This window comes from Spirosoma sp. 209, from assembly GCF_002006735.1.
GTDB lineage: Bacteria > Bacteroidota > Bacteroidia > Cytophagales > Spirosomataceae > Spirosoma > Spirosoma sordidisoli.
The window spans coordinates 133,096-151,308 of the sequence record NZ_MVEC01000015.1; the positions used below are offsets into that span (position 1 = coordinate 133,096).

Consider the following 18,213-nt stretch of genomic DNA (forward strand, 5'->3'; position numbering starts at 1 on the left):
GGCGCTCCTGAAATAGCCATAGTTATGCAAATGATAGATGATTTTATGATGCCTGATTGGCCCTGAAACGCAGCTGATGGTGAGGCTCCCGCCGGGTCCGCTCCCGATCGTGACGACTGTTTCTGGAGTAAGAGCGAACTGATCGCCGAGCAGGCGTCTACCGGAAGTCAGACCGACGTTATCAATGCCCGGCTGGATTCGCCCGTCAAACACGATGCAAACTTATATTGGCAAAACACAATAACAGGGGGTATAAATGGCCAAAAAGAGGGGACAAACTGGCCAGACACGGTTTGATCAGGCCGAATCCGCGCAGAATCGGTACAGAAGCCTTTCGAAGGGGCGGTTGTGATAATGTTGTAAAAAGTATGTATTTTTCACGTTGTAGTCAGTATGGGCCGGGCTACTGATCAACGACATGAAACACGTTTTGCTCCTCTCCCTCCTCCTGGTGATAGGCTTGCCAGCTACCCTCCGGGCGCAGGCCGACCCGAGTCAGTTCCGGTTCGAGCACCTGACGGTTAACGAAGGCCTGTCCCATAGCGACGCCATGGCCGTTGTGCAGGATCGCGACGGCTTCATCTGGGTAGGCACCAACAAAGGCGTCAACCGCTACGACGGCTACGAGCTGAAACCTTACCTGCTTCCCATCGACAATGACAACGGGTTATCCAACAACCGGGTCCGTACCCTGCACGTCAGTCCGCAGGGAACCCTTTGGGCGGGTACCGAAGGCGGTGGACTAAACCTGTACAATCCTAACCAGGACCGGTTTGTGCGGCTCACGGGTACCCAACTGGCCGCAGCCGACCGGACCCTGCTGCAGGCGATGACCCAGGCCGATATATCGACCCTGGCGACCGACCAGCAGGGCCGGGTGTGGGTCGGCACGCGCTACCACGGCCTGTTTCTGCTCCGGACCAACGCGGCAGGGCAGCTGGAGTCGCTGAAGCGGGTTCAGCTGGCTACCGGCCCGGCGCGCCAGTGCGAAATTATGGATCTGGTAATCGACCGGGCGGGTAATGTCTGGATCGCCACCTTCAATGAAGGTCTTTTCCTGGCCGACGCCGGCCAAGTCGCGCCCCTGGCCCGACGCGCAGCTTCGTATGACCATGCTCAGCTGCTGGCCCTATCGCTCGACCGGCGGGGCGACCTCTGGATCGGCACCAGCAGCCGCATTATGTGGGTATCGGCCCGGCAATTACAGAACCGGCAGGTGGCCGATGCGCATATACTGCCCCCCACCTTCCGGAGTATCGATTATCTGTACCGCGACTCGTTCGACCGGCTTTGGGTTGGTACTGACTTTGGTCTGTCGGTGCTGCCGATCCGGACGGCAGACGGCCAGAAACCCATCGTTACGGGCAAACTGACAACCTACCTGCCACTCGACAGCGACCCGAACAGCATCAACTCCGGGCGCGTTCACTGCATACTCGAAGACCGGTTTCAGGTGCTGTGGCTGGCTGCGTCGGCCGGGGGGCTGAACAAAATCGACCTCCGGCAGAAACCCTTCGGACACCTGCGCCGGCAGACGAGCCAGCAGCCGACCCTGCCCAACAACTACATCAACGCCGTTTATCACGAAGACGCCCGCAACCTGCTCTGGATTGCCACCCGCAACGGCTTCTCCAGCTACGACCTCAGCCAGAAAACCTATACCAACTATTTCAGCCGCCAGCTACCCGGCAACGTGACCGGCATGGATGTGTCGTGCATCTTTCAGGCGTCGGACAGTACGCGCTGGTTTGGCACCCGCTACGACGGTCTGATCTCGCTCCGCCGACGCAACGGCCGCGATGTGCTGACGACCTATCCCTACGCCAGCGGCCCCTTCAAACACCTCGAAAGTATTCGGGAAGACCGCTACGGCACCCTCTGGATGGCCTCGTTCATTGGCGGGCTGATCCGGATGGATCGGAACGGGCGGGTGCTGGCTACCTACACGCCCCGCAACAGTACCCTACCCACCGACCGGTTTACTTTTCTGCTCTACGACCACGCGACCAGCGTGCTCTGGGCCAGCACCCGGGATGCGGGTGTGCTGAAGCTGCGGGTGCTACCGACCGGGTTCGAGCTGCTGCATCAGTTTAAGCACGACGCCCGCAACCCAAACAGCCTCAGCGTCAACTACGCCTGGCCGCTCCACAAAGACCGCCAGGGCACACTCTGGGTAGGCACCATTGGCGGTGGACTGCACCAGCTCCTGCCAACCCGTAGCGGCACCGAACAGGTCCGGCGCTGCAACAGCTGGCTGCCCAACAGCGATGTAGAAAGCATCCTGGAAGATAACCAGGGGCATTTGTGGCTCGGCAGCGAAGGCCTGATCCGCATCAATCCGCACACCCGGCAGGTGTTGCGCTACGACGTAGCCGACGGGGTTCAGAGCAACTCCTTCAAGATAGGGGCCGCCTGCAAAGCCAGCGACGAAACCCTGTATTTTGGCGGCATCAACGGCATCACCTACCTCAAACCCCGCTACATCCGGGCCAATCCGTATCCGCCCATTGTTCGCATTACCAGTCTGGCGCTGGCCAACAAACCCGTCACGGTAGGCGAAACGATCAACGGGCGGGTGCTGATTCAGAAACCACTGGACAAGCCCCAGTCTATTCAGATCAACGCCAGCGAAAACGATTTTTCGATCTCGTTTGTGGGGCTCAACTTCGCCAATCCCAAAAAACATCACTATGCATACCGGCTCGTCGGGTATAACGACAACTGGATTCGGCCGGCCCCCGGCCAGCGAACCGCCAGCTACGCCAACCTGCCCCCCGGTAGCTATACATTTCTGGTCAAAGCCGACAATGGCGAGGGCCGATGGGCCGATCAGCCGGCCAGTCTGCAACTGAACATACTGCCGCCCTGGTGGAAAACCTGGTGGGCTTACCTGCTATATGCCACCCTGATTGGCGGAGGGCTCCTACTGGCCCGACGCATTGTCCTGCAACAACAGGCGCTGAAAAACAAAGTCGCTTTCGAGCATTTTCAGTACGAAAAGGAGAAAGAACTCAGCGAGCTGAAACTGCGCTTTTTCACCAACGTTTCGCACGAGCTGCGCACCCCCCTGACGCTCATTCTGGGTCCGATGGAAGAGCTGGCCGCGTCGGCCTGGAAACTGAACGGCATGAAGGATAAGGTTCTCCTGATGCATCAGCAAACCCGCCGGCTGCTCTCGCTGATCAACCAGCTCCTCGACTTCCGCAAGATGGAATCGCAGCAGATTCCGCTCCAGGCGGCCCGGGAAGACGTGATCCCGTTTCTGACCGAACTGTTCCTGATGTTCCGGCTGAAAGCCGACGAGCAGGACATTCGTTACAGCTTTCAGCGGCCCGACACCCCGATCTATCTGTATTTCGACCGCAGCAAGCTGGAGGTCGCCGTCATCAACGTTCTGTCCAATGCGCTGAAATACACCCCGGCCGGCCGGCGGGTAGAGCTGGCGGTAGGCGTTGCCGGCCAACCGGATGAACCCGCCCGGTTCAGCAACGGTCAGCTCCAGACCAACTACCTGACCATTACCGTTCGCGACGAAGGAGTCGGGATGAAGCCCGAGGAGTTACACCGCGTTTTCGATGTGTATTATCAGGCTTCCCATACGGACACGATGCGGGTGATGGGTACCGGCATTGGCCTCTCGCTGGTCAGGCAGTTTATTGAACGACACGGGGGCGACGTAGCCATTACCAGCCAGCCTAACCAGGGCACCACCTTCACGATACGCTTACCGTTCGGGGCCGATCACCTGCCCGATACAGACCTGGCGACCGAACCCGCTACCCCCGCCGAGAACGCTCCCGCCGAACCCGTCCAGGCCATCGGTCGCGTCGTTTCGGAGTCGGTTGCGCCAGCCGGTACCCTGCGGCTGCTGGTGGTTGAAGACAACAACGAAGTACGGCAGTACCTGGCCCACCTGTTCGACTCCGACTTTGAGGTATCTACCGCTGTCGATGGTCTCGACGGCTGGGAGCAGGCTATGCACATACTGCCCGATGTCATCATCAGCGATATCATGATGCCGCGCAGCGATGGGCTGGAACTCTGCAAAAAAATTAAGCAGCACCCCCGAACCATGCACATTCCGGTTCTCCTGCTGACGGCGCGGGTAGCGGCTGTTCACGAGCTCGAAGGCCTCGAAACCGGTGCCGACGAGTACGTTGGCAAGCCCTTTAACCCCGACCTGCTGCTGGCCAAAGTGAATACGCTGGTCCAGAACCGGCTAAAGCTCCGGCAGTATTACCAGCAGCAACTCCTGCTCGAACCGACCGAACTGCTGATTCCGGATGCCGACAAAGCATTTCTCGAAACGGCCATGAACCTGGTCGAAACCCACCTCGCCGACGCCGACTTCTCCGTACAGTGGCTGGTTCAGGAAATGGCCATGAGCCGGTCGGTTTTTTACCGCCGGATTAAAAGTATTACCGGTCAGTCGGCAGTTGAGTTTATCAACGCCGTACGGATGAAACGGGCGGCCCAGCTGCTTACGTCGGGGCAGCTACGGGTATCGGAGGTCTGCGCACTGGTCGGGCTGGAAGATATCAAGTACTTCCGGAAAGCGTTTCAGCAGCTACACGGCCTGTCGCCTTCCGATTACCTCAGGAAACACCGGCTCGACAAAGCGGTGCAGGAAGAAATAAGCGGCTGACCAGGGGCCAGCCGCTTGGGTTACGCCGGTCAGGCTTCGTGCGACCAGACGATGAAATCGGTAACGGGAGCTTCGGTCATCAGCGGACGGATGAGCTGCACGACCTGCCCCCGGTGGTAGGCTGCGTGGTGCGACATATGCGTCAGAATATCGACCAGGGTGCTTTTATACGATTCGCCTTCGGCGGTGGTATAGTCGACGGGGAGCAGCAGTTCCGGCTCCGACAGGCTCGATATATAGCTAACGATCTTGCGATGCTGTCGCTGTGCGGTTTCTTCCATCCAGCTGATGGGCGTATCTTCCCAGATCGACACAAAAATGGTTTCGTGCTCGACCCGGCCCAGCCAGACCTGTTGTACGGCCAGAATGTGGCCCATCACCGCTACGGCCCGCGCCGGGGGTTTATCGAGGGATTCGAGCGCCTGAATGACGCGCTGATTAGCCCATAGTTCGTAATTCAGCAGGTGGATCAGAAAGTTTTTCATTGGATACCGCGCTTGATTGCCTGATAAAATGCTTCGGCAACATTCGTTCGTGTATTCAACGTGCTAATTCGATTGTTGTTTCGAGTCGGGTAAACCCGATTGCTCAGAAACACATAGCTCAGGTTGTAAGTCGGGTCCGGATCGATCCAGGTGAAGGTACCCGTAAAGCCCGAATGACCAAAACTATCTTTGGTCGCGGAGCGGGGCGCGTTACCCGTAAACGTGAAGGACGGCTTTTCGAAGCCCAACCCGCGCCGGTTGCCCAGCTCCGGAAACTGATAGCGGGTGAACTCGGCAATTGTCTTCTCGGAAATGAACCGCTGTCCGGCATACTGCCCCCGCTGGCGATACATCTCCACCAGCTTCATGAGGTCGTTGGCCGTTCCGAACAGGCCCGCGTGTCCCGACAGGCCGTTGAGCATAGCCGCGCCCTCATCGTGCACGCGACCCCAGATCAGGGTTTGCCGGAAGAGCGAATCATACTCGGTTGGTACAATGCGGTTGAGGCTGTAGAACCGGCGCGGGTTGTAGGTCAGCGTGGTGGCGCCCAGCGGCTTGTAGAAAGTCGACTTCAGGTAGTCTTCGAAGTTCTCGCCCGTTAGCCGTTTGATTACCTGCGGATAGAGGATGAACGACAGATCGGAGTAAACGTACTCTTTCTTCTCGTTGAGGGGCGACTCTTTGATCTGTTCGTAAATGGTTTTGGGGTAGTTTCTGAACAGGTACAGGCTATCCGTTACTTCGATGGAGTACCGCGCCGAACGCTCGTTGCGGAAGGTGCGGGGTTTCCAGCTGCCGTCTTCGTTTTTGGTATCGCGCCAGAACGGGATCCAGGCTTTGAGCCGGGCCTGGTGGGTCAGCACGTCGCGCCAGACGAGGTTGGCCTTGTTCGATTTTTTCAGGAAAGGCAGATAATCGGCCATCTTGCCGTCTACGTTAAATTTGCCTTCGTCGACCATCCGCATCAGGGCGGGGGTCGACGTACTTACTTTGGTTACCGAAGCCATGTCGAAGAGGTCGTTCAGGTCGACCGGTTTGGGTTCGGCACCCAGGCTGGCATCGTAGGTATGGCTCCCGTAGGCTTTGCGGAAAATCACTTTGCCATCTTTAGCCATCTGGACCACACAACCCGGAAAAGCCCGCTGGGTCAGCCCCACGTTGACGAGCGAATCGACCTGACGGGTCAGGAACCGGCTGTCGATGCCGACTTCTTCGGGAATGGTGTATTTCATCCGGCCGATGGGCCGTACCGCAATGCCGTCGCCTACCCGGAATCGCTGGTTGACGGTTACGGGTAGTTTACCCGACGCACCGATGGCCCCGAAAATCAGCTGAGCCGACAGGTCTTCGGCATAGCTGGTCAGCTGATACGGCATCACGATGGCCCGCGCCTGCTCGATGTTGCGGCTCATCTGCACCGTATCGGCCGGGAACGTCAGTTTGTTCAGGGCGTACACATTGCCAAATACCGTAACGACGGCCTTGCCCGTAGCCACCAGCTCACTGACCAGCGCGGCCGTTTTGGCCTGCAGACCGTAATTGGTACCCGGCCGGATGTTGTTCAGGTGCACGTCGACTAGCAGCAGGTTATAGTTCCGGAGCGAGTCGCGCATGCGGGCCAGCGTAGAGTCGGGGGTTTTGGAGGTGATGTTGAAATGGTCGACCTGCGTATAGTTGGCCGCCATCTGCTGAAACGCGGTGATTTTTTCGCTTTCGACGGCGACCGATGCGATCCGGAGCGTGTCGAGCCGCTGCAGCGGTAACAGATTCCGGTCGTTCTTCAGCACCGTCAGGCTGGCTTCGGTCATCTGCCGGTTGAGCAGTTCGTCCTGTACGGGGTTGATGTCGCGCACCAGGTTGTCGAGCACAATAGGTTTGTACTGATCCAGCCCGACCCAGGCTTTGGCCCGCAGCACCTTCCGGCAGCGCTCGTCCAGCGACTCCTGCGAGATACGCCCTTCGGCAACGGCCTGTTTGATCTGCAGCAGAGCCGCTGGCACATCTTCGGTAAACTCCAGCACGTCCATACCGGCTTCGATGCCGTAGCGGTCAGCCTGCCCCGACGGAAAAAATTTGGTCACGCCTTTCATATTCATGGCGTCGGAAAAGACCAGCCCCTGGAACCCCATTTCGTTCTTGAGCAGGTCGGTCACGATAGCAGGCGACAGCGTAGAGGGCCGGTTGCGGGTGGTGTCGAGCGCCGGTATACTTAGGTGAGCCACCATCACGCCGGCGGCTCCGGCGTTGATCAGCTGCCGGAACGGATACAGTTCGAGCGAGTCGAGCTGGGCGCGGCTTTTGTTGATCAGCGGCAGGTCGTAGTGGGAGTCGGTACCGGTGTCGCCATGGCCCGGGAAGTGTTTGATGCTGGTCAGCAGCCGGTTATCCTGCATACCTCGCACGTAGGCCAGAGCCTTGCGCGTCACGGCGTATTTATCTTCACCAAAGGAGCGGAAGTTGATAACTGGGTTGTTCGGATTATTATTGACGTCGACCGAGGGCGCGAAGTTGACGTGTACGCCCAGCCTACGCGACTGCCGGGCCAGGTTGGCCCCCATCCGATAGATGAGCGAGTCGGTAGCGGTACCCTGCATGGCGCCCAGCGTCATCTGATACGGGTAGCGAACGGTGCTGTCGAGCCGCATGGCCAGCCCCCACTCGGCGTCCATCGCAATCAGCAACGGTACCGTTGAGAGGGCCTGCAGCCGGTTGGTTAGTTTGGCCTGGCGAACGGGTCCGCCCTGAAAGAAAACGACGCCCCCCAGCTTGTTGGTCCGGACGAGGGTGACCAGCGAATCGTCGTAGCTGGCCCGGCCCCGGTTCGAGTAGCCCGCCACCATAATGAGCTGAGCAATCCGCTCGTCGGGCGTCAGCGACGCAAAGACCGAATCGACCCAGCGGTTCTGACGCTCGGTGAGTTGTTGAAAAACGGGAGTGGGAGCCTGCGCAGAGGCAGTCGTGAACAGAATAACGCTGAACAGAATAGAAAGAATGGACCGGCGCTTGGTCATGGAATAGGGCTGGTGGCAGGTGAAGCCCCAAAATTACGAAACGTTACCCACACGGCGGCCCTCAATCTGCGCCCGTCCGGGCGGGTTTAGCCAATTCTCCCAGTGCTTATACGGCAACAGGGCCTGCCAGTAGGTAGTTTCTTCGGATGAAGTGACTACCCACCAACAGGCCCTGTCCTGCTTTTTCTTACCCGTTAGTCTGAACCTGAGCCTTATTTGCGCTGGTATCGACTCCGGTACTCGGGCCCTACGCCGAACCCGTAGCCGAGCGTGAGCGTAAACGCCGAATTGTTGATACGGGCGTTATTGTCGATCGTAATATCGCTGAGCCCGTAGGTGTAACGCGCATCGATCAGAAAGCGCTGGCGGGCGCCAAAGCCCGGAAAGTTGAGCTGAAAACCCGCTAACCCGCCCAGATCGACCGACCGGAACTGATCGCTGTTATCGACCGCCGGGAAGGCTGCGTTCTGCACCGTTTCACTGGTCTGCTCCGCGTTGAGTTTGAACCCCAGCGCCGGACCGAAATAAATGTTGGGCCGGAAGTTCCCGTTCAGCGTCAGGAAGTAGCGCAGGGCCACCGGAATTTCGAGGTAGTTGACCCGTTGTTTATACGTCGTGGTGGTGGGGCCAACCACTGGCAGATTGATCGTTGCCGAGTAATTACCACCTTTCTGACTGTACAGGGCATCGACCGAAATCCCGAAATGATTCAGCGAGCTGTACATCAGAAAACCGCCGGCTACCAGCCCCGGCCGGAACGAAAAACCCGCTGCGTCGCCCGCAAAGGTCGAGTAGTTTACCCCCACCCGCGGACCAGCGCTGAACCGCTGCTGCGCCATCAGCGCCGACATTGCTATAAAAAAACCAACCGTTGCCAGAACGGATTGACGGACCATGAGCCGAACAGACATACCTGAATAAGTTTGGTAAAACGCCCCAAGTTAAGCCTAACGGCGATACCGGCTGCGGTATTCCGGTCCTACGCCAAATCCGTACCCCAGCGTAAGGGTAATCATAGAGTTGTTGATATTCTGTCCGTTGATGCCCCCCGGAATCGGCTGGGCCGTTACGTCGGTCAGCCCGTAGGTGTAACGCGCGTCGACCAGAAACCGCTGGCGCTCACCGAAGCCCGGCCAGTTGAGCTGAAAACCAGCCAGCAGACCCAGATCAGCCGAGTTGAACGCAGCCGAGTTGTCGTTGTTGGGCGCCGGCACCAGATTGTTCTTCGCATTCAGCTTGAAAGCCAGCGACGGACCGAAGAAAACGTTGGGCCGGAAGTTGCCGTTCAGCGTCAGGAAGTAGCGCAGGGCCACCGGAATTTCGAGGTAGTTGACCCGCTGGTTGTAATTGAGCGACGAGCCATCCGGGTTGCGGAAGGCAGCGCCCCGCTGGCTGTACAAGGCATCGACCGAAATCCCGAAGTGGTTCAGCGAGCTGTACATCAAAAACGCGCCCGCCGTGAATCCGGGGTGAAACTGGTTGTCAACGACATCCTTGCCAAATTTAGACAAATTCAAGCCTACCCGCGGACCAGCACTAAACCGTTGTTGAGCCGAAGCTGCTGACAAACAGGTAGTAGCGAACAAAGCAGAGAGGACAATTGCACGTAGCGAATGTAAACGAAACATAGATTTAAAAAAATGATGAGTTCACCGCTTAACGCCCCACTGCTGGAATTGTTTTGCAAAACATGGGATCATCTTACTGAATGGCTGACTAGCGAACGGGCGGGGTTTAAGTTAATTTTGAGGAAATATTGGACTGATTTACGTTTCTCCAATCCAGGCGGCCCCGGCTGGGCGTATCGACCCATCAGTCGTGATGCCAAGCGTGGCCGTCCGGTGCTCAGATTATGGACCGACCCTCCCTATACTTCCGCGACGAACACGAGCTGTTTCGGCAAAGCGTCAGACAGTTTATTGACAACGAGGTTGTTCCGCATACCGACGCCTGGGAAACGGCCCGCCGGATACCGCTGTCGATTTTCCAGCGAATGGGCCAGCTGGGATACCTCGGCCTGCCCTTTCCCGAAGAATATGGCGGAGTAAACGCTGACTTCTGGTACTCCGTTGTTTTTCTGGAAGAGCTGGCCCGTTGCGGTATGGGCGGCTTTGCTACCGCCGTCAGCGTTCATGAGTATATGGCCATCAACCACATTGCCAGGGTGGGCAGTACCGACCTCAAACAGCGCTACCTGCAGCCCGCCATCGCCGGTGAGAAAGTGGCCGCCCTGGCCATTACCGAACCCGACGCAGGCTCAGACGTATCGGCCATCCGAACTACGGCCATACGTACCGATGCAGGTGATGCCTATATCGTCAACGGCACGAAAACGTTCATCAGCAACGGCACCTACGGCGATTTTGTCACGCTGGTCGTTAAAACCGGCAGCCCGGCAGAAGGGACCGGTGCCGGAACCCATCCCATCAGTCTGCTCGTCGTTGATCTAGACAGCCCCGGTATTACCCGTACCAAACTCAACAAGATCGGCTGGCACTCGTCCGACACCGCCGAGATTCGCTTCGACGATGTGCGGGTGCCGGTTGCTAACCTGATCGGGCAGGAGAACCGGGGCTTTTATTACCTCATGGAAAGCCTGCAGCTCGAACGGCTGGTAGCTGCGATACTGGCCGTATCGGGGGCCCAGCTCGCCCTCGACTGGACGCTTCAGTACCTCAACGAGCGCGAAGCCTTTGGAAAGAAAATCGGGACCTTTCAGGCTATTCGCCACCAGATTGCCAACATAGCCACCGAGATCGAGATGGCCCGCCAGTTCGTCTACCACACTTGCTGGCTCTTCACCCAGGGCGACGTAATCGTCAAAGAGTGTTCGATGGCGAAGCTGGCCACGTCCGAACTCCAGAAGCGCGTGGTCGACACCTGCCTGCAGTTTTTTGGCGGCTACGGCTACATGGAAGATTACCCCATCGCCCGCGCCTACCGCGACGTCCGGGTGGGCACCATTGCCGGCGGCTCGTCAGAAATCATGCGCGAAATCATCGCCAAAATCGTCATCGACGCCGTCGCCTACAAACCTGTCTACCAATCGAAATAATCCCATTCGGGAGGAACGTCCGTGGGTTGGTCACCGTGGTCCGTGGGGACACGGACCACGGTGACCAACCCGTTCAGGCTAACGGTAAGACCATAACCGGCGGTAGCGGGCGGGCCGGGAGATGCGTCTCGACAGGAGCAGGCTTCGGCGGGGTCGTCTGCCGTCTGGGGGCCAGGAAGAAGATAAAATAGATAGCCATCGCCAGCATGAATAGAATGGCAGCGGTGGTCGTAGCGATCCAGAGCGGCCAGAGCCGTTTTTTGTTGGCCGATGCGTGGATACGTTCGTGGAGCGCATCGCGCAGGTCGGTGAGTTGCTCGGCCGTGGTGGTGGTGGCCGTTTGCTGCATGGCCTCCAGCCCCGCCAGCGCGTCGGCGTAGAACGGATCTTCGAGTAGTAATCGCTCCACACGATGGCGGGCCGACCCACTCAGGCGTCCGGCCTGGTAGGCCCGTAACTCATCGAAAGTCAGTTGATCGTTCATGCTGATTGCTTACTTACTCATACAAATTTTCAACATTCGCCGACCATTTTGCAAATAACTCTTGACCTGTTTCAGATCGAAACCCGTTTGCTCGGCTACCTCAACGTAACTCTTCTGTTCGAGGTAGAATAATGTCAGACAGGTCTGCTGCTCCATGGGCAGGGTTTTCAGACAGGACTCCATGCGGGTCAGGTCTTCTTCCAGCTCCGGGCTGGCATCCGGAAAATCGGACAGGCTGGGTTCATCCGCATCCGCATCGTCCTGGCCGGCCAGGGTCGTTTTGGGGTGCGCCTGACTCCGGCGCAGCTGCATCAGGCAGTAGTTGCGCGCCACCGTATGGAGCCAGGGTACAAACTGCTGCACATCATGCCGGAGCAGATCGGTAATCAGCTGCTCGAACAGATGCATCACCGCATCTTTGGCCTCTTCCTCGTCGCGCAGGTAGTTGTAGCAGACGGCGTAGACCAGGTCCATATGCCGCTCATAGAGCTCGCCCAGAATAGCCAGATCGCCCGTGGCCCGGTAAGCCGCGATGTAGCCAGCCGGGGTATCGTACTGATCCGTCTGGGATTTGGCTTTGCGAAAACGTTTTAGAAACATGAGCGACCCGGCTACCTGACCGTATGATGCAGCCAGGGACGGAATTGCATAACAAACACGACGTATTCTTTGTGCCGGAGCCGACGGCCGGTCTAGTAGTCGACCGGCCTGCGGTTGGCTTTCAGGTCGCCCTTGTGCTTTTTCTCCGCCATTCGCTCGGCAACAGCAGCCTTCGACGGCTTCGTTTTTCGGCGGGGTTTGGGCTCTTCGAAGGCCTTTTCGATCAGCCGGTAAAACTTTTTCGTTACTTTTTCCCGGTTGGCCAGCTGCGTCCGTTCGGTTTGGTGGGTCAGCACCAGCTCGCCCTCAGCCGTTAATTTGCCAGCCAGTTTGGCACTCAGTACAGCCCGCTCCTCGTCCGTCAGCAGCGCCGACGTACGAACGTTGAACCGCAGCTCGGCTTTGGTAGCCACTTTGTTTACGTTCTGTCCGCCCGCTCCTCCGCTCCGGGCAAACTGATAGCGTAATTCGGGCTGTAGGCGGGTTGCATCCATGATTAATAGACTCAGTAGGTAGGTTTAGTATGAAATGTACATAACCCACCGAACAATCGCCGGGACAGCGGGTTTTCCTAATCCAAAACTAATGGATTCAACGGTATGGCACATGCACATCCATCGGCTATGATTGACGGGACGCTCCAATCGCTGCAACAGCGCGATCTGCCACCCGCCACCGGCGCCGATCTGATTAAAGACTGGATTTCGGTTCTTAAACACACGGAGGGCGCCGACGCGGCCGCCGAAACACTTACCGCGCTCTACGACGAGCTGCACAACATTACGCCCGACGCGTCCCGGATTCGGGACCTGCTGACCCGGGTGGCTCAACAGACCGAGCACCTGTCGCGCTCGGCCGCCAGCCCCTACGCGGATGCGCTCAGGCAGCTGGCCGACTCGCTCCGCTCCTTTGCTACCGACCTGCAGCAGGCGTAAGCCGCTGGTTTTCCGGCTACCGACAACTCCTGTCGGGCACCGGGTCAGGCCAAAACCGAAAACTAAAAACCCAAGCCCAATGGCACATCACGATCAGAAAATTGCTACTATGCTCTCCGATACGCTCCATACGCTGGGCGGGGGCGCACCCGATACAACCCCCGATCAGGGCGTCAACCTGATTCAGGACTGGATTGGCATTGTTCGTTCCGACGTCAGCACCCAGTGGGTCGCTGAACCGCTCGAGAAACTCCGCGACGCCCTCAACGCCAACGACATGCGCAGCGTAGAGCGGCTCCTGCGCGACTTGTCGGGTCAAACCATCGACCTGGCTAACAACGCGGCCGAAGGAAATTACAAACAGGATTTACAAAACCTCTCGACAGCGCTCAAGGATTTTGCGCAGGGTATGGCAAGCTGACGCGCTTCGTTCACCAAAATCGACACCCCATGGTACAGGAACACAGCGATAAACTGATTGACGTGACGATCGATTTCCTCGATGGCAACCTCGATACAGCGCTGCCGACCGACGGGGCCAGCCTGACCAGAGACTGGATCACGGCCCTGAAAAAGGAAGATGGGTTCGACGAGCTGATCACCGCCCTGCAGGCCCTGCAGCAGGAACTGACCAGCAGAGCCCCCCAGGCCAGCCGGGTACGTACATTGGTGAACAAACTGGGTGAGCTAACGGCCCGGGCCATTCCAGAAGCAGCCGATACCTATTATTCCGCGCTGAATGACCTCGTCAGAGCCCTGACCTCGTTTGGGCAGCGCCTGTCGACTGAACAGCCATTATCAATCAACAAACACAACTCATGATTTCTAACGACCCAAACCAGCTTTCGCTGATCGACGAAACCGTCAACGCGTTTGACAGCAGCATCAGTACCCTTGAGCCTCAGGACGGCATTGCACTCATCGACAAGTGGCTCGACCGCATCGACGAAGCCGGCGACGACGAAACCGACGAGATTGTTGACACCCTCGAAGAACTGCGGAGCGAACTCGACCCCGATCAGAACGAAGGCCAGCCCGACGGACAGGTCATCGCCGAAATTCTCGACGACCTGATTACCCAGACAAAAGGCGTTATGCAGTCGGCCCAGGCCAGCGCCGAGCAGACCGAACTCTCGCAACTGGTAGCCACCCTCGAAAACCTGCACCGGCAGATTGCGGCTACCCTCTGATACCCTGTTAGTCAACAGGCTTTACTCAACAAAACCATACCCTTACATCAGTACAACTATGGCAATCGATCAGCAGACATCCAACCTGATTACGACCACCATCAATGCCTTCAACGGCGATTCCAAAGCGGTATCTCCGCTCGATGGCGTTTCGCTCATTGATAGCTGGACCAGTGCCCTGCGCGACGCCGACGGCAGCGCCAACCCGGTCAGCAGCAGCCTCAACGACCTGAAAGCCGAACTGCAGAGCGGTAACCCCGACAGCTCGCAGATCCGGCAGCTGCTCAACGATTTGACCGAACAGGCGCGGGCGGTAGCTAACTCGGCCGATACCGACGTGAAGACCCGGCTCAACAGCCTGATCGAAGCCCTCGAAGGGTTTGGCAACCAACTCGGCGGCTCGGCCAATATGACCGATGCCAAAAATCAGCAGGCACCCATGAGCAGCACCGTCGGTGGCGAATCGACCACGAGCGGATCGGGCGTTCCTCCTTCGCAGCAGAACGACAACGACTTCTCGGATCGCAACGGCGGCACGGTAGATCGCAACAGTTCGGCAATGGGTATGGACGACACGACCGGTAGCGACGGTGCCCGGATGCAGGACGGCGGCTCGTACGGATCGGGCTACGGCACCGGTTCGGATGGCGACGACTACAGCGCCAACTCCGGCACCCAGCGCTCGGGCGTTTCGGGCGGCACCGCCGACTCCGGCAGCGGATCCTCGGGCGGACGGTCACAGTACTAAACCACCCTGGCTCTTCTCTTTTTCACCCGCAGAAAGGGAAGAGCCAAAACGAAACAAACCGCTTCACAGGCGGTTTCCATAGTATACATTACTCAACGAATCATGGCAAACCAACATTCACAAACCGCCGGCTCATCGGCCGCTACCCTGCTCGACGCTACGGTGGCCGCTTTCGATCAGGGCCAGGCCGCATCGCCCCAGGAGGGCATGTCGCTGATTACCGACTGGTTCTCATCCATCAAAAATAATCACCTCACCGGCGACCTGATGGCCCCCCTCACCCAGCTCCGCGATGAACTGCAGACGGGCGCGCCCGACAATCAGCGACTTACGCAGCTGCTGAACGAACTCGCCGATAAAACCGAGCAGACAGCCCCCAAAGCCGAGGGCGATATGCAATCGGGCTTGCAAACGCTGGCTACCGCCCTGCGCAACTTTGCCGGTCAGTTATCGACAACCGTCTAGACAGACTGTATCTGGTCTGGAGGGTCGCATTGATAGCCCTCCGGACCACTATCACCCCTAAACACAATACCGAATTATGGCTTCACATGCATTGGATCAGCGTCTGTTCGAACAGACGGCCAACGGCCTGGGTAGTGTCGATGCGGCCTCTCCCACCGATGGGGTAAAACTCATCGACGGCTGGCTGAAGGTAATTGACGGTAACCCAAGCGCCGAAATTATTGAAGGGCGGCTCCGGGAACTGCGCGGTCAGCTGCAACTGGCGCAACCAGACACGGACCGCATCAAAGACCTGCTTATGATCATTGCCGACCATACGTCGCAGGTGGCACAGGGCCGGAACATACAGGAACAGATGGCTGGTAAGCTCGAAGACGTAGCCACGTCGCTGCGGCTGTTTGCCGATCAATTATAACCGCTCTCCGGTCATGTCGGCCTGCTTGATGCCCTATAGCGAAGCGAGCCGCCATGACCGGGACAGCGTATTCAAACAACAACTACTATGGGATCGAACGTACTCGAAGAGCGCATGCTCGAAGACACACTGACCACCTTTCGCGATGGCAACCAGGGCGGAGTTTCGCCTGCTCAGGGCGTCATGCTCATCGATGGCTGGTTACAGGCCCTGCAGGGCGACCCGAATCTGGGTCAACTCCAGGGCCATCTGAATGAACTGCGCACGGAACTTCAGGCTGCCCAGCCCAACAGCCAGCGGATTCGGCTGCTCATGGAAGGACTGGCCGACCAGGCTCAGCAAACCGCCGAGGCCCCCAACGCCGAAGGCACCTGGACGGGCGGACTCGAAAGCCTGTCGAAGATTCTGCGGAATTTTGGCAGCAAGCTGTAGCAGCTGCCGTTTTTTTCATCAATACACTACACAAGACCATGGAAGGAACTCAAACCTCACTCGAAAACCGGATGCTGGCCGATACTCTCGGTGCATTTGGAGAGGGCAGCGCTGCCATTGTGTCGCCCGAACGCGGCACGCTGATGCTGGAAGGCTGGCTGAACGCGCTGCGGGGCGATGTCGGCACGGAGCGTATTCAGGCTGAGCTGACCGCCCTGCGCGACCAGCTGAAAATGGATACCCCCGACCCTGAATCGATCCGGCATCTGCTCCTGAGCCTCGCCAGTCATACGTCGGCCATTGCTCAGGAACCCTCGGCCACCGGAGCCACGTCGAGCCAGCTGGTACAACTCGCCAGCGCCCTGCGCAACTTCAGCAGCCAGTTTTAACCGATCTATTCATTAATTATACGTTATCACGCCAATGCTCAATCACGAAGAATCAACCGACCTCCTCGACTCGACGATGGGAGTTCTGGAAGCCGACGTCACCAACGAAACGCCCCAAAGCGGCACCGGTGTCATTGACCAGTGGCTCGAACAGCTCCGCCAGACCGACAACGCAACGGAGATAGCCGATACCCTCGAACGGGTAAAGACGCAACTGAAAAGCGATCAGATCAACACGTCGGAGTTGAGCGGCCTGCTCCAGACGCTGGCTACCCAAACCACCGAATTCAGCACCCTGATGGGTTCGGAGGGCGACATAGCCCCCCGGCTCGAAGGACTCTCTTCCGCCCTCCGATCGCTGGCAGGTCAGATCGGCAACGAATAAATAGAAAAGAAAAAACAGTACCCCTGTCAGGGTCTATGACCACTGGCAGCGGGGACCAGCTCATACCCTGTCAGTGGTCGAAGACCCTGACAGTGGCTACAGCAGGGATGAACAAAAGAATATTATCCCTACCAGTACTGTAGAATCAGACATGTTTGCAAACCCGTTTCAGCAGGGACCCAGCTATCCCCTGTCAGTGGTCGAAGACCCTGACAGGGGATAGTAAAGCCGAAGCACTACTGCCAATAACGGAACTGTGACCACCCCTGTCAGGGTCTTCGACCACTAACAGGGGTGGTCACAGTTCCGTAAGTCGGCCACGCTTTCATCAGGTACTCAACGGTACTGAGCAGGTAAATAACGCTGGCTGTTAAACCTGCTGCATCAAATACATGCACATGCTGATTGTAGAAGGCTGGCTCTACCCAGATTTCCGGCCCGAGGGCTACCAGAGTAACGAGTCCGAAGTTACCGACAAGTACGCCGATCGAAATCAGCTTTCTGTGGTTAGTGATCGAGTTTTGGCGGCTTTTGAATCGCTCGATCAGCAGGATAAACGCAGCTGCAACACCCCCACCTAAAACCAGCGCCATAAGCCCTCCCTGGATCATGGCGTACCGCCCATGGTGAGGATAGGCGGATGTCAACTGATAAAAGCAAGCCAATAGGAGCAGGCTAATCGCAAGCCTAGGGGGCTTCAGGTAAGCAAGAAATACAGCACGGGAGGTCCGCCTAGTACGGAGAAACTGGTTATGAGCATATTGCTCTTCCATATTCAGCAAACCGGTTCGACCACCAAAATCCTGGTGTACGCTGGCCAACGCCTGCTCAAAAGAACTTCCTTCTGCCAGGCGGTCAGTAATGCTGCTGATGTAATGGTCGGTCAGTTCGGCAATGAATTCTTCGTTAAGGAGCCAGTTCTCCTTACGCAGATGACGATCTATGGCATCGAGCTGGTGGGATGTACACATAAC

20 protein-coding genes are annotated in these 18,213 nt (G+C 57.8%); 12 read left to right on the plus strand and 8 right to left on the minus strand.

Going from position 1 to position 18,213, the window contains the following annotated elements:
* Window positions 1-418 precede the first annotated feature (418 nt).
* On the plus strand, window positions 419-4,645 hold the full coding sequence (locus B1C80_RS21445; protein WP_077923263.1) for a hybrid sensor histidine kinase/response regulator transcription factor: 4,227 nt from the start codon (window positions 419-421) through the stop codon (window positions 4,643-4,645).
* Window positions 4,646-4,674: 29 nt separating this feature from the next.
* On the opposite strand, the gene B1C80_RS21450 is transcribed toward B1C80_RS21445, so the two are convergent.
* From B1C80_RS21450 to B1C80_RS21465, 4 genes are all read right to left on the minus strand, one after another.
* Window positions 4,675-5,130 (minus strand): DinB family protein, encoded by a 456-nt coding sequence (locus tag B1C80_RS21450; protein ID WP_077923264.1) that lies wholly within the window; start codon window positions 5,128-5,130, stop codon window positions 4,675-4,677.
* A complete protein-coding gene (locus B1C80_RS21455) occupies window positions 5,127-8,141 on the minus strand; it encodes a glycoside hydrolase family 3 N-terminal domain-containing protein (protein WP_077923265.1) in 3,015 nt (1,004 codons plus the stop codon). Before B1C80_RS21455 ends, B1C80_RS21450 begins: the two co-directional genes overlap by 4 nt.
* Window positions 8,142-8,353: 212 nt before the next feature.
* Window positions 8,354-9,052, minus strand: a complete 699-nt coding sequence (locus tag B1C80_RS21460; protein ID WP_077923266.1) for a porin family protein — start codon at window positions 9,050-9,052, stop codon at window positions 8,354-8,356.
* Between the two features lie 36 nt (window positions 9,053-9,088).
* Window positions 9,089-9,769 carry a porin family protein gene (locus B1C80_RS21465; RefSeq protein ID WP_077923267.1) on the minus strand — a complete coding sequence of 227 codons (681 nt, stop codon included), beginning with the start codon at window positions 9,767-9,769 and terminating at the stop codon, window positions 9,089-9,091.
* Between the two features lie 224 nt (window positions 9,770-9,993).
* Here B1C80_RS21465 and B1C80_RS21470 point away from each other — a divergent pair, with 224 nt between their 5' ends.
* The gene (locus B1C80_RS21470; RefSeq protein ID WP_077923268.1) at window positions 9,994-11,196 is read left to right on the plus strand and encodes an acyl-CoA dehydrogenase family protein; all 1,203 of its coding nucleotides are present in this window, start codon (window positions 9,994-9,996) and stop codon (window positions 11,194-11,196) included.
* A 73-nt stretch (window positions 11,197-11,269) separates the two neighbouring features.
* Here the strand turns inward: B1C80_RS21470 and B1C80_RS21475 are convergent, their stop codons facing one another.
* From B1C80_RS21475 to arfB, 3 genes are all read right to left on the minus strand, one after another.
* Window positions 11,270-11,680 carry a hypothetical protein gene (locus B1C80_RS21475; protein WP_077923269.1) on the minus strand — a complete coding sequence of 137 codons (411 nt, stop codon included), beginning with the start codon at window positions 11,678-11,680 and terminating at the stop codon, window positions 11,270-11,272.
* A gap of 9 nt (window positions 11,681-11,689) precedes the next feature.
* Window positions 11,690-12,280, minus strand: coding sequence for an RNA polymerase sigma factor (locus B1C80_RS21480; RefSeq protein ID WP_077923270.1), 591 nt, complete (start codon window positions 12,278-12,280; stop codon window positions 11,690-11,692).
* A 92-nt stretch (window positions 12,281-12,372) separates the two neighbouring features.
* On the minus strand, window positions 12,373-12,774 hold the full coding sequence (gene arfB / locus B1C80_RS21485) for an alternative ribosome rescue aminoacyl-tRNA hydrolase ArfB (RefSeq protein WP_077923271.1): 402 nt from the start codon (window positions 12,772-12,774) through the stop codon (window positions 12,373-12,375).
* Window positions 12,775-12,879: 105 nt separating this feature from the next.
* On the opposite strand from arfB, the gene B1C80_RS21490 reads away from it, so the two are divergent.
* From B1C80_RS21490 to B1C80_RS21535, 10 genes are all read left to right on the plus strand, one after another.
* Window positions 12,880-13,215: a hypothetical protein gene (locus B1C80_RS21490; RefSeq protein ID WP_139361707.1), complete on the plus strand. Its 336-nt coding sequence runs from the start codon at window positions 12,880-12,882 to the stop codon at window positions 13,213-13,215.
* A gap of 79 nt (window positions 13,216-13,294) precedes the next feature.
* On the plus strand, window positions 13,295-13,636 hold the full coding sequence (locus B1C80_RS21495; RefSeq protein WP_077923273.1) for a hypothetical protein: 342 nt from the start codon (window positions 13,295-13,297) through the stop codon (window positions 13,634-13,636).
* A gap of 29 nt (window positions 13,637-13,665) precedes the next feature.
* Window positions 13,666-14,037: a hypothetical protein gene (locus B1C80_RS21500; RefSeq protein ID WP_077923274.1), complete on the plus strand. Its 372-nt coding sequence runs from the start codon at window positions 13,666-13,668 to the stop codon at window positions 14,035-14,037.
* The gene (locus tag B1C80_RS21505) at window positions 14,034-14,405 is read left to right on the plus strand and encodes a hypothetical protein (protein ID WP_077923275.1); all 372 of its coding nucleotides are present in this window, start codon (window positions 14,034-14,036) and stop codon (window positions 14,403-14,405) included. Before B1C80_RS21500 ends, B1C80_RS21505 begins: the two co-directional genes overlap by 4 nt.
* A gap of 58 nt (window positions 14,406-14,463) precedes the next feature.
* Entirely contained in the window at window positions 14,464-15,153 is a 690-nt protein-coding gene (locus B1C80_RS21510) for a hypothetical protein (protein ID WP_077923276.1), read from the plus strand.
* Between the two features lie 102 nt (window positions 15,154-15,255).
* On the plus strand, window positions 15,256-15,618 hold the full coding sequence (locus tag B1C80_RS21515) for a hypothetical protein (protein ID WP_165358914.1): 363 nt from the start codon (window positions 15,256-15,258) through the stop codon (window positions 15,616-15,618).
* A 76-nt stretch (window positions 15,619-15,694) separates the two neighbouring features.
* The gene (locus tag B1C80_RS21520) at window positions 15,695-16,033 is read left to right on the plus strand and encodes a hypothetical protein (protein ID WP_077923278.1); all 339 of its coding nucleotides are present in this window, start codon (window positions 15,695-15,697) and stop codon (window positions 16,031-16,033) included.
* Window positions 16,034-16,120: 87 nt separating this feature from the next.
* The gene (locus tag B1C80_RS21525; RefSeq protein ID WP_077923279.1) at window positions 16,121-16,465 is read left to right on the plus strand and encodes a hypothetical protein; all 345 of its coding nucleotides are present in this window, start codon (window positions 16,121-16,123) and stop codon (window positions 16,463-16,465) included.
* 38 nt (window positions 16,466-16,503) lie between these two features.
* The gene (locus B1C80_RS21530) at window positions 16,504-16,854 is read left to right on the plus strand and encodes a hypothetical protein (RefSeq protein ID WP_077923280.1); all 351 of its coding nucleotides are present in this window, start codon (window positions 16,504-16,506) and stop codon (window positions 16,852-16,854) included.
* Window positions 16,855-16,888: 34 nt separating this feature from the next.
* Entirely contained in the window at window positions 16,889-17,239 is a 351-nt protein-coding gene (locus B1C80_RS21535) for a hypothetical protein (RefSeq protein ID WP_077923281.1), read from the plus strand.
* Between the two features lie 269 nt (window positions 17,240-17,508).
* Here B1C80_RS21535 and B1C80_RS21540 read toward each other — a convergent pair whose 3' ends face one another.
* Window positions 17,509-18,210 (minus strand): hypothetical protein, encoded by a 702-nt coding sequence (locus B1C80_RS21540; RefSeq protein WP_077923282.1) that lies wholly within the window; start codon window positions 18,208-18,210, stop codon window positions 17,509-17,511.
* Window positions 18,211-18,213: the final 3 nt, after the last annotated feature.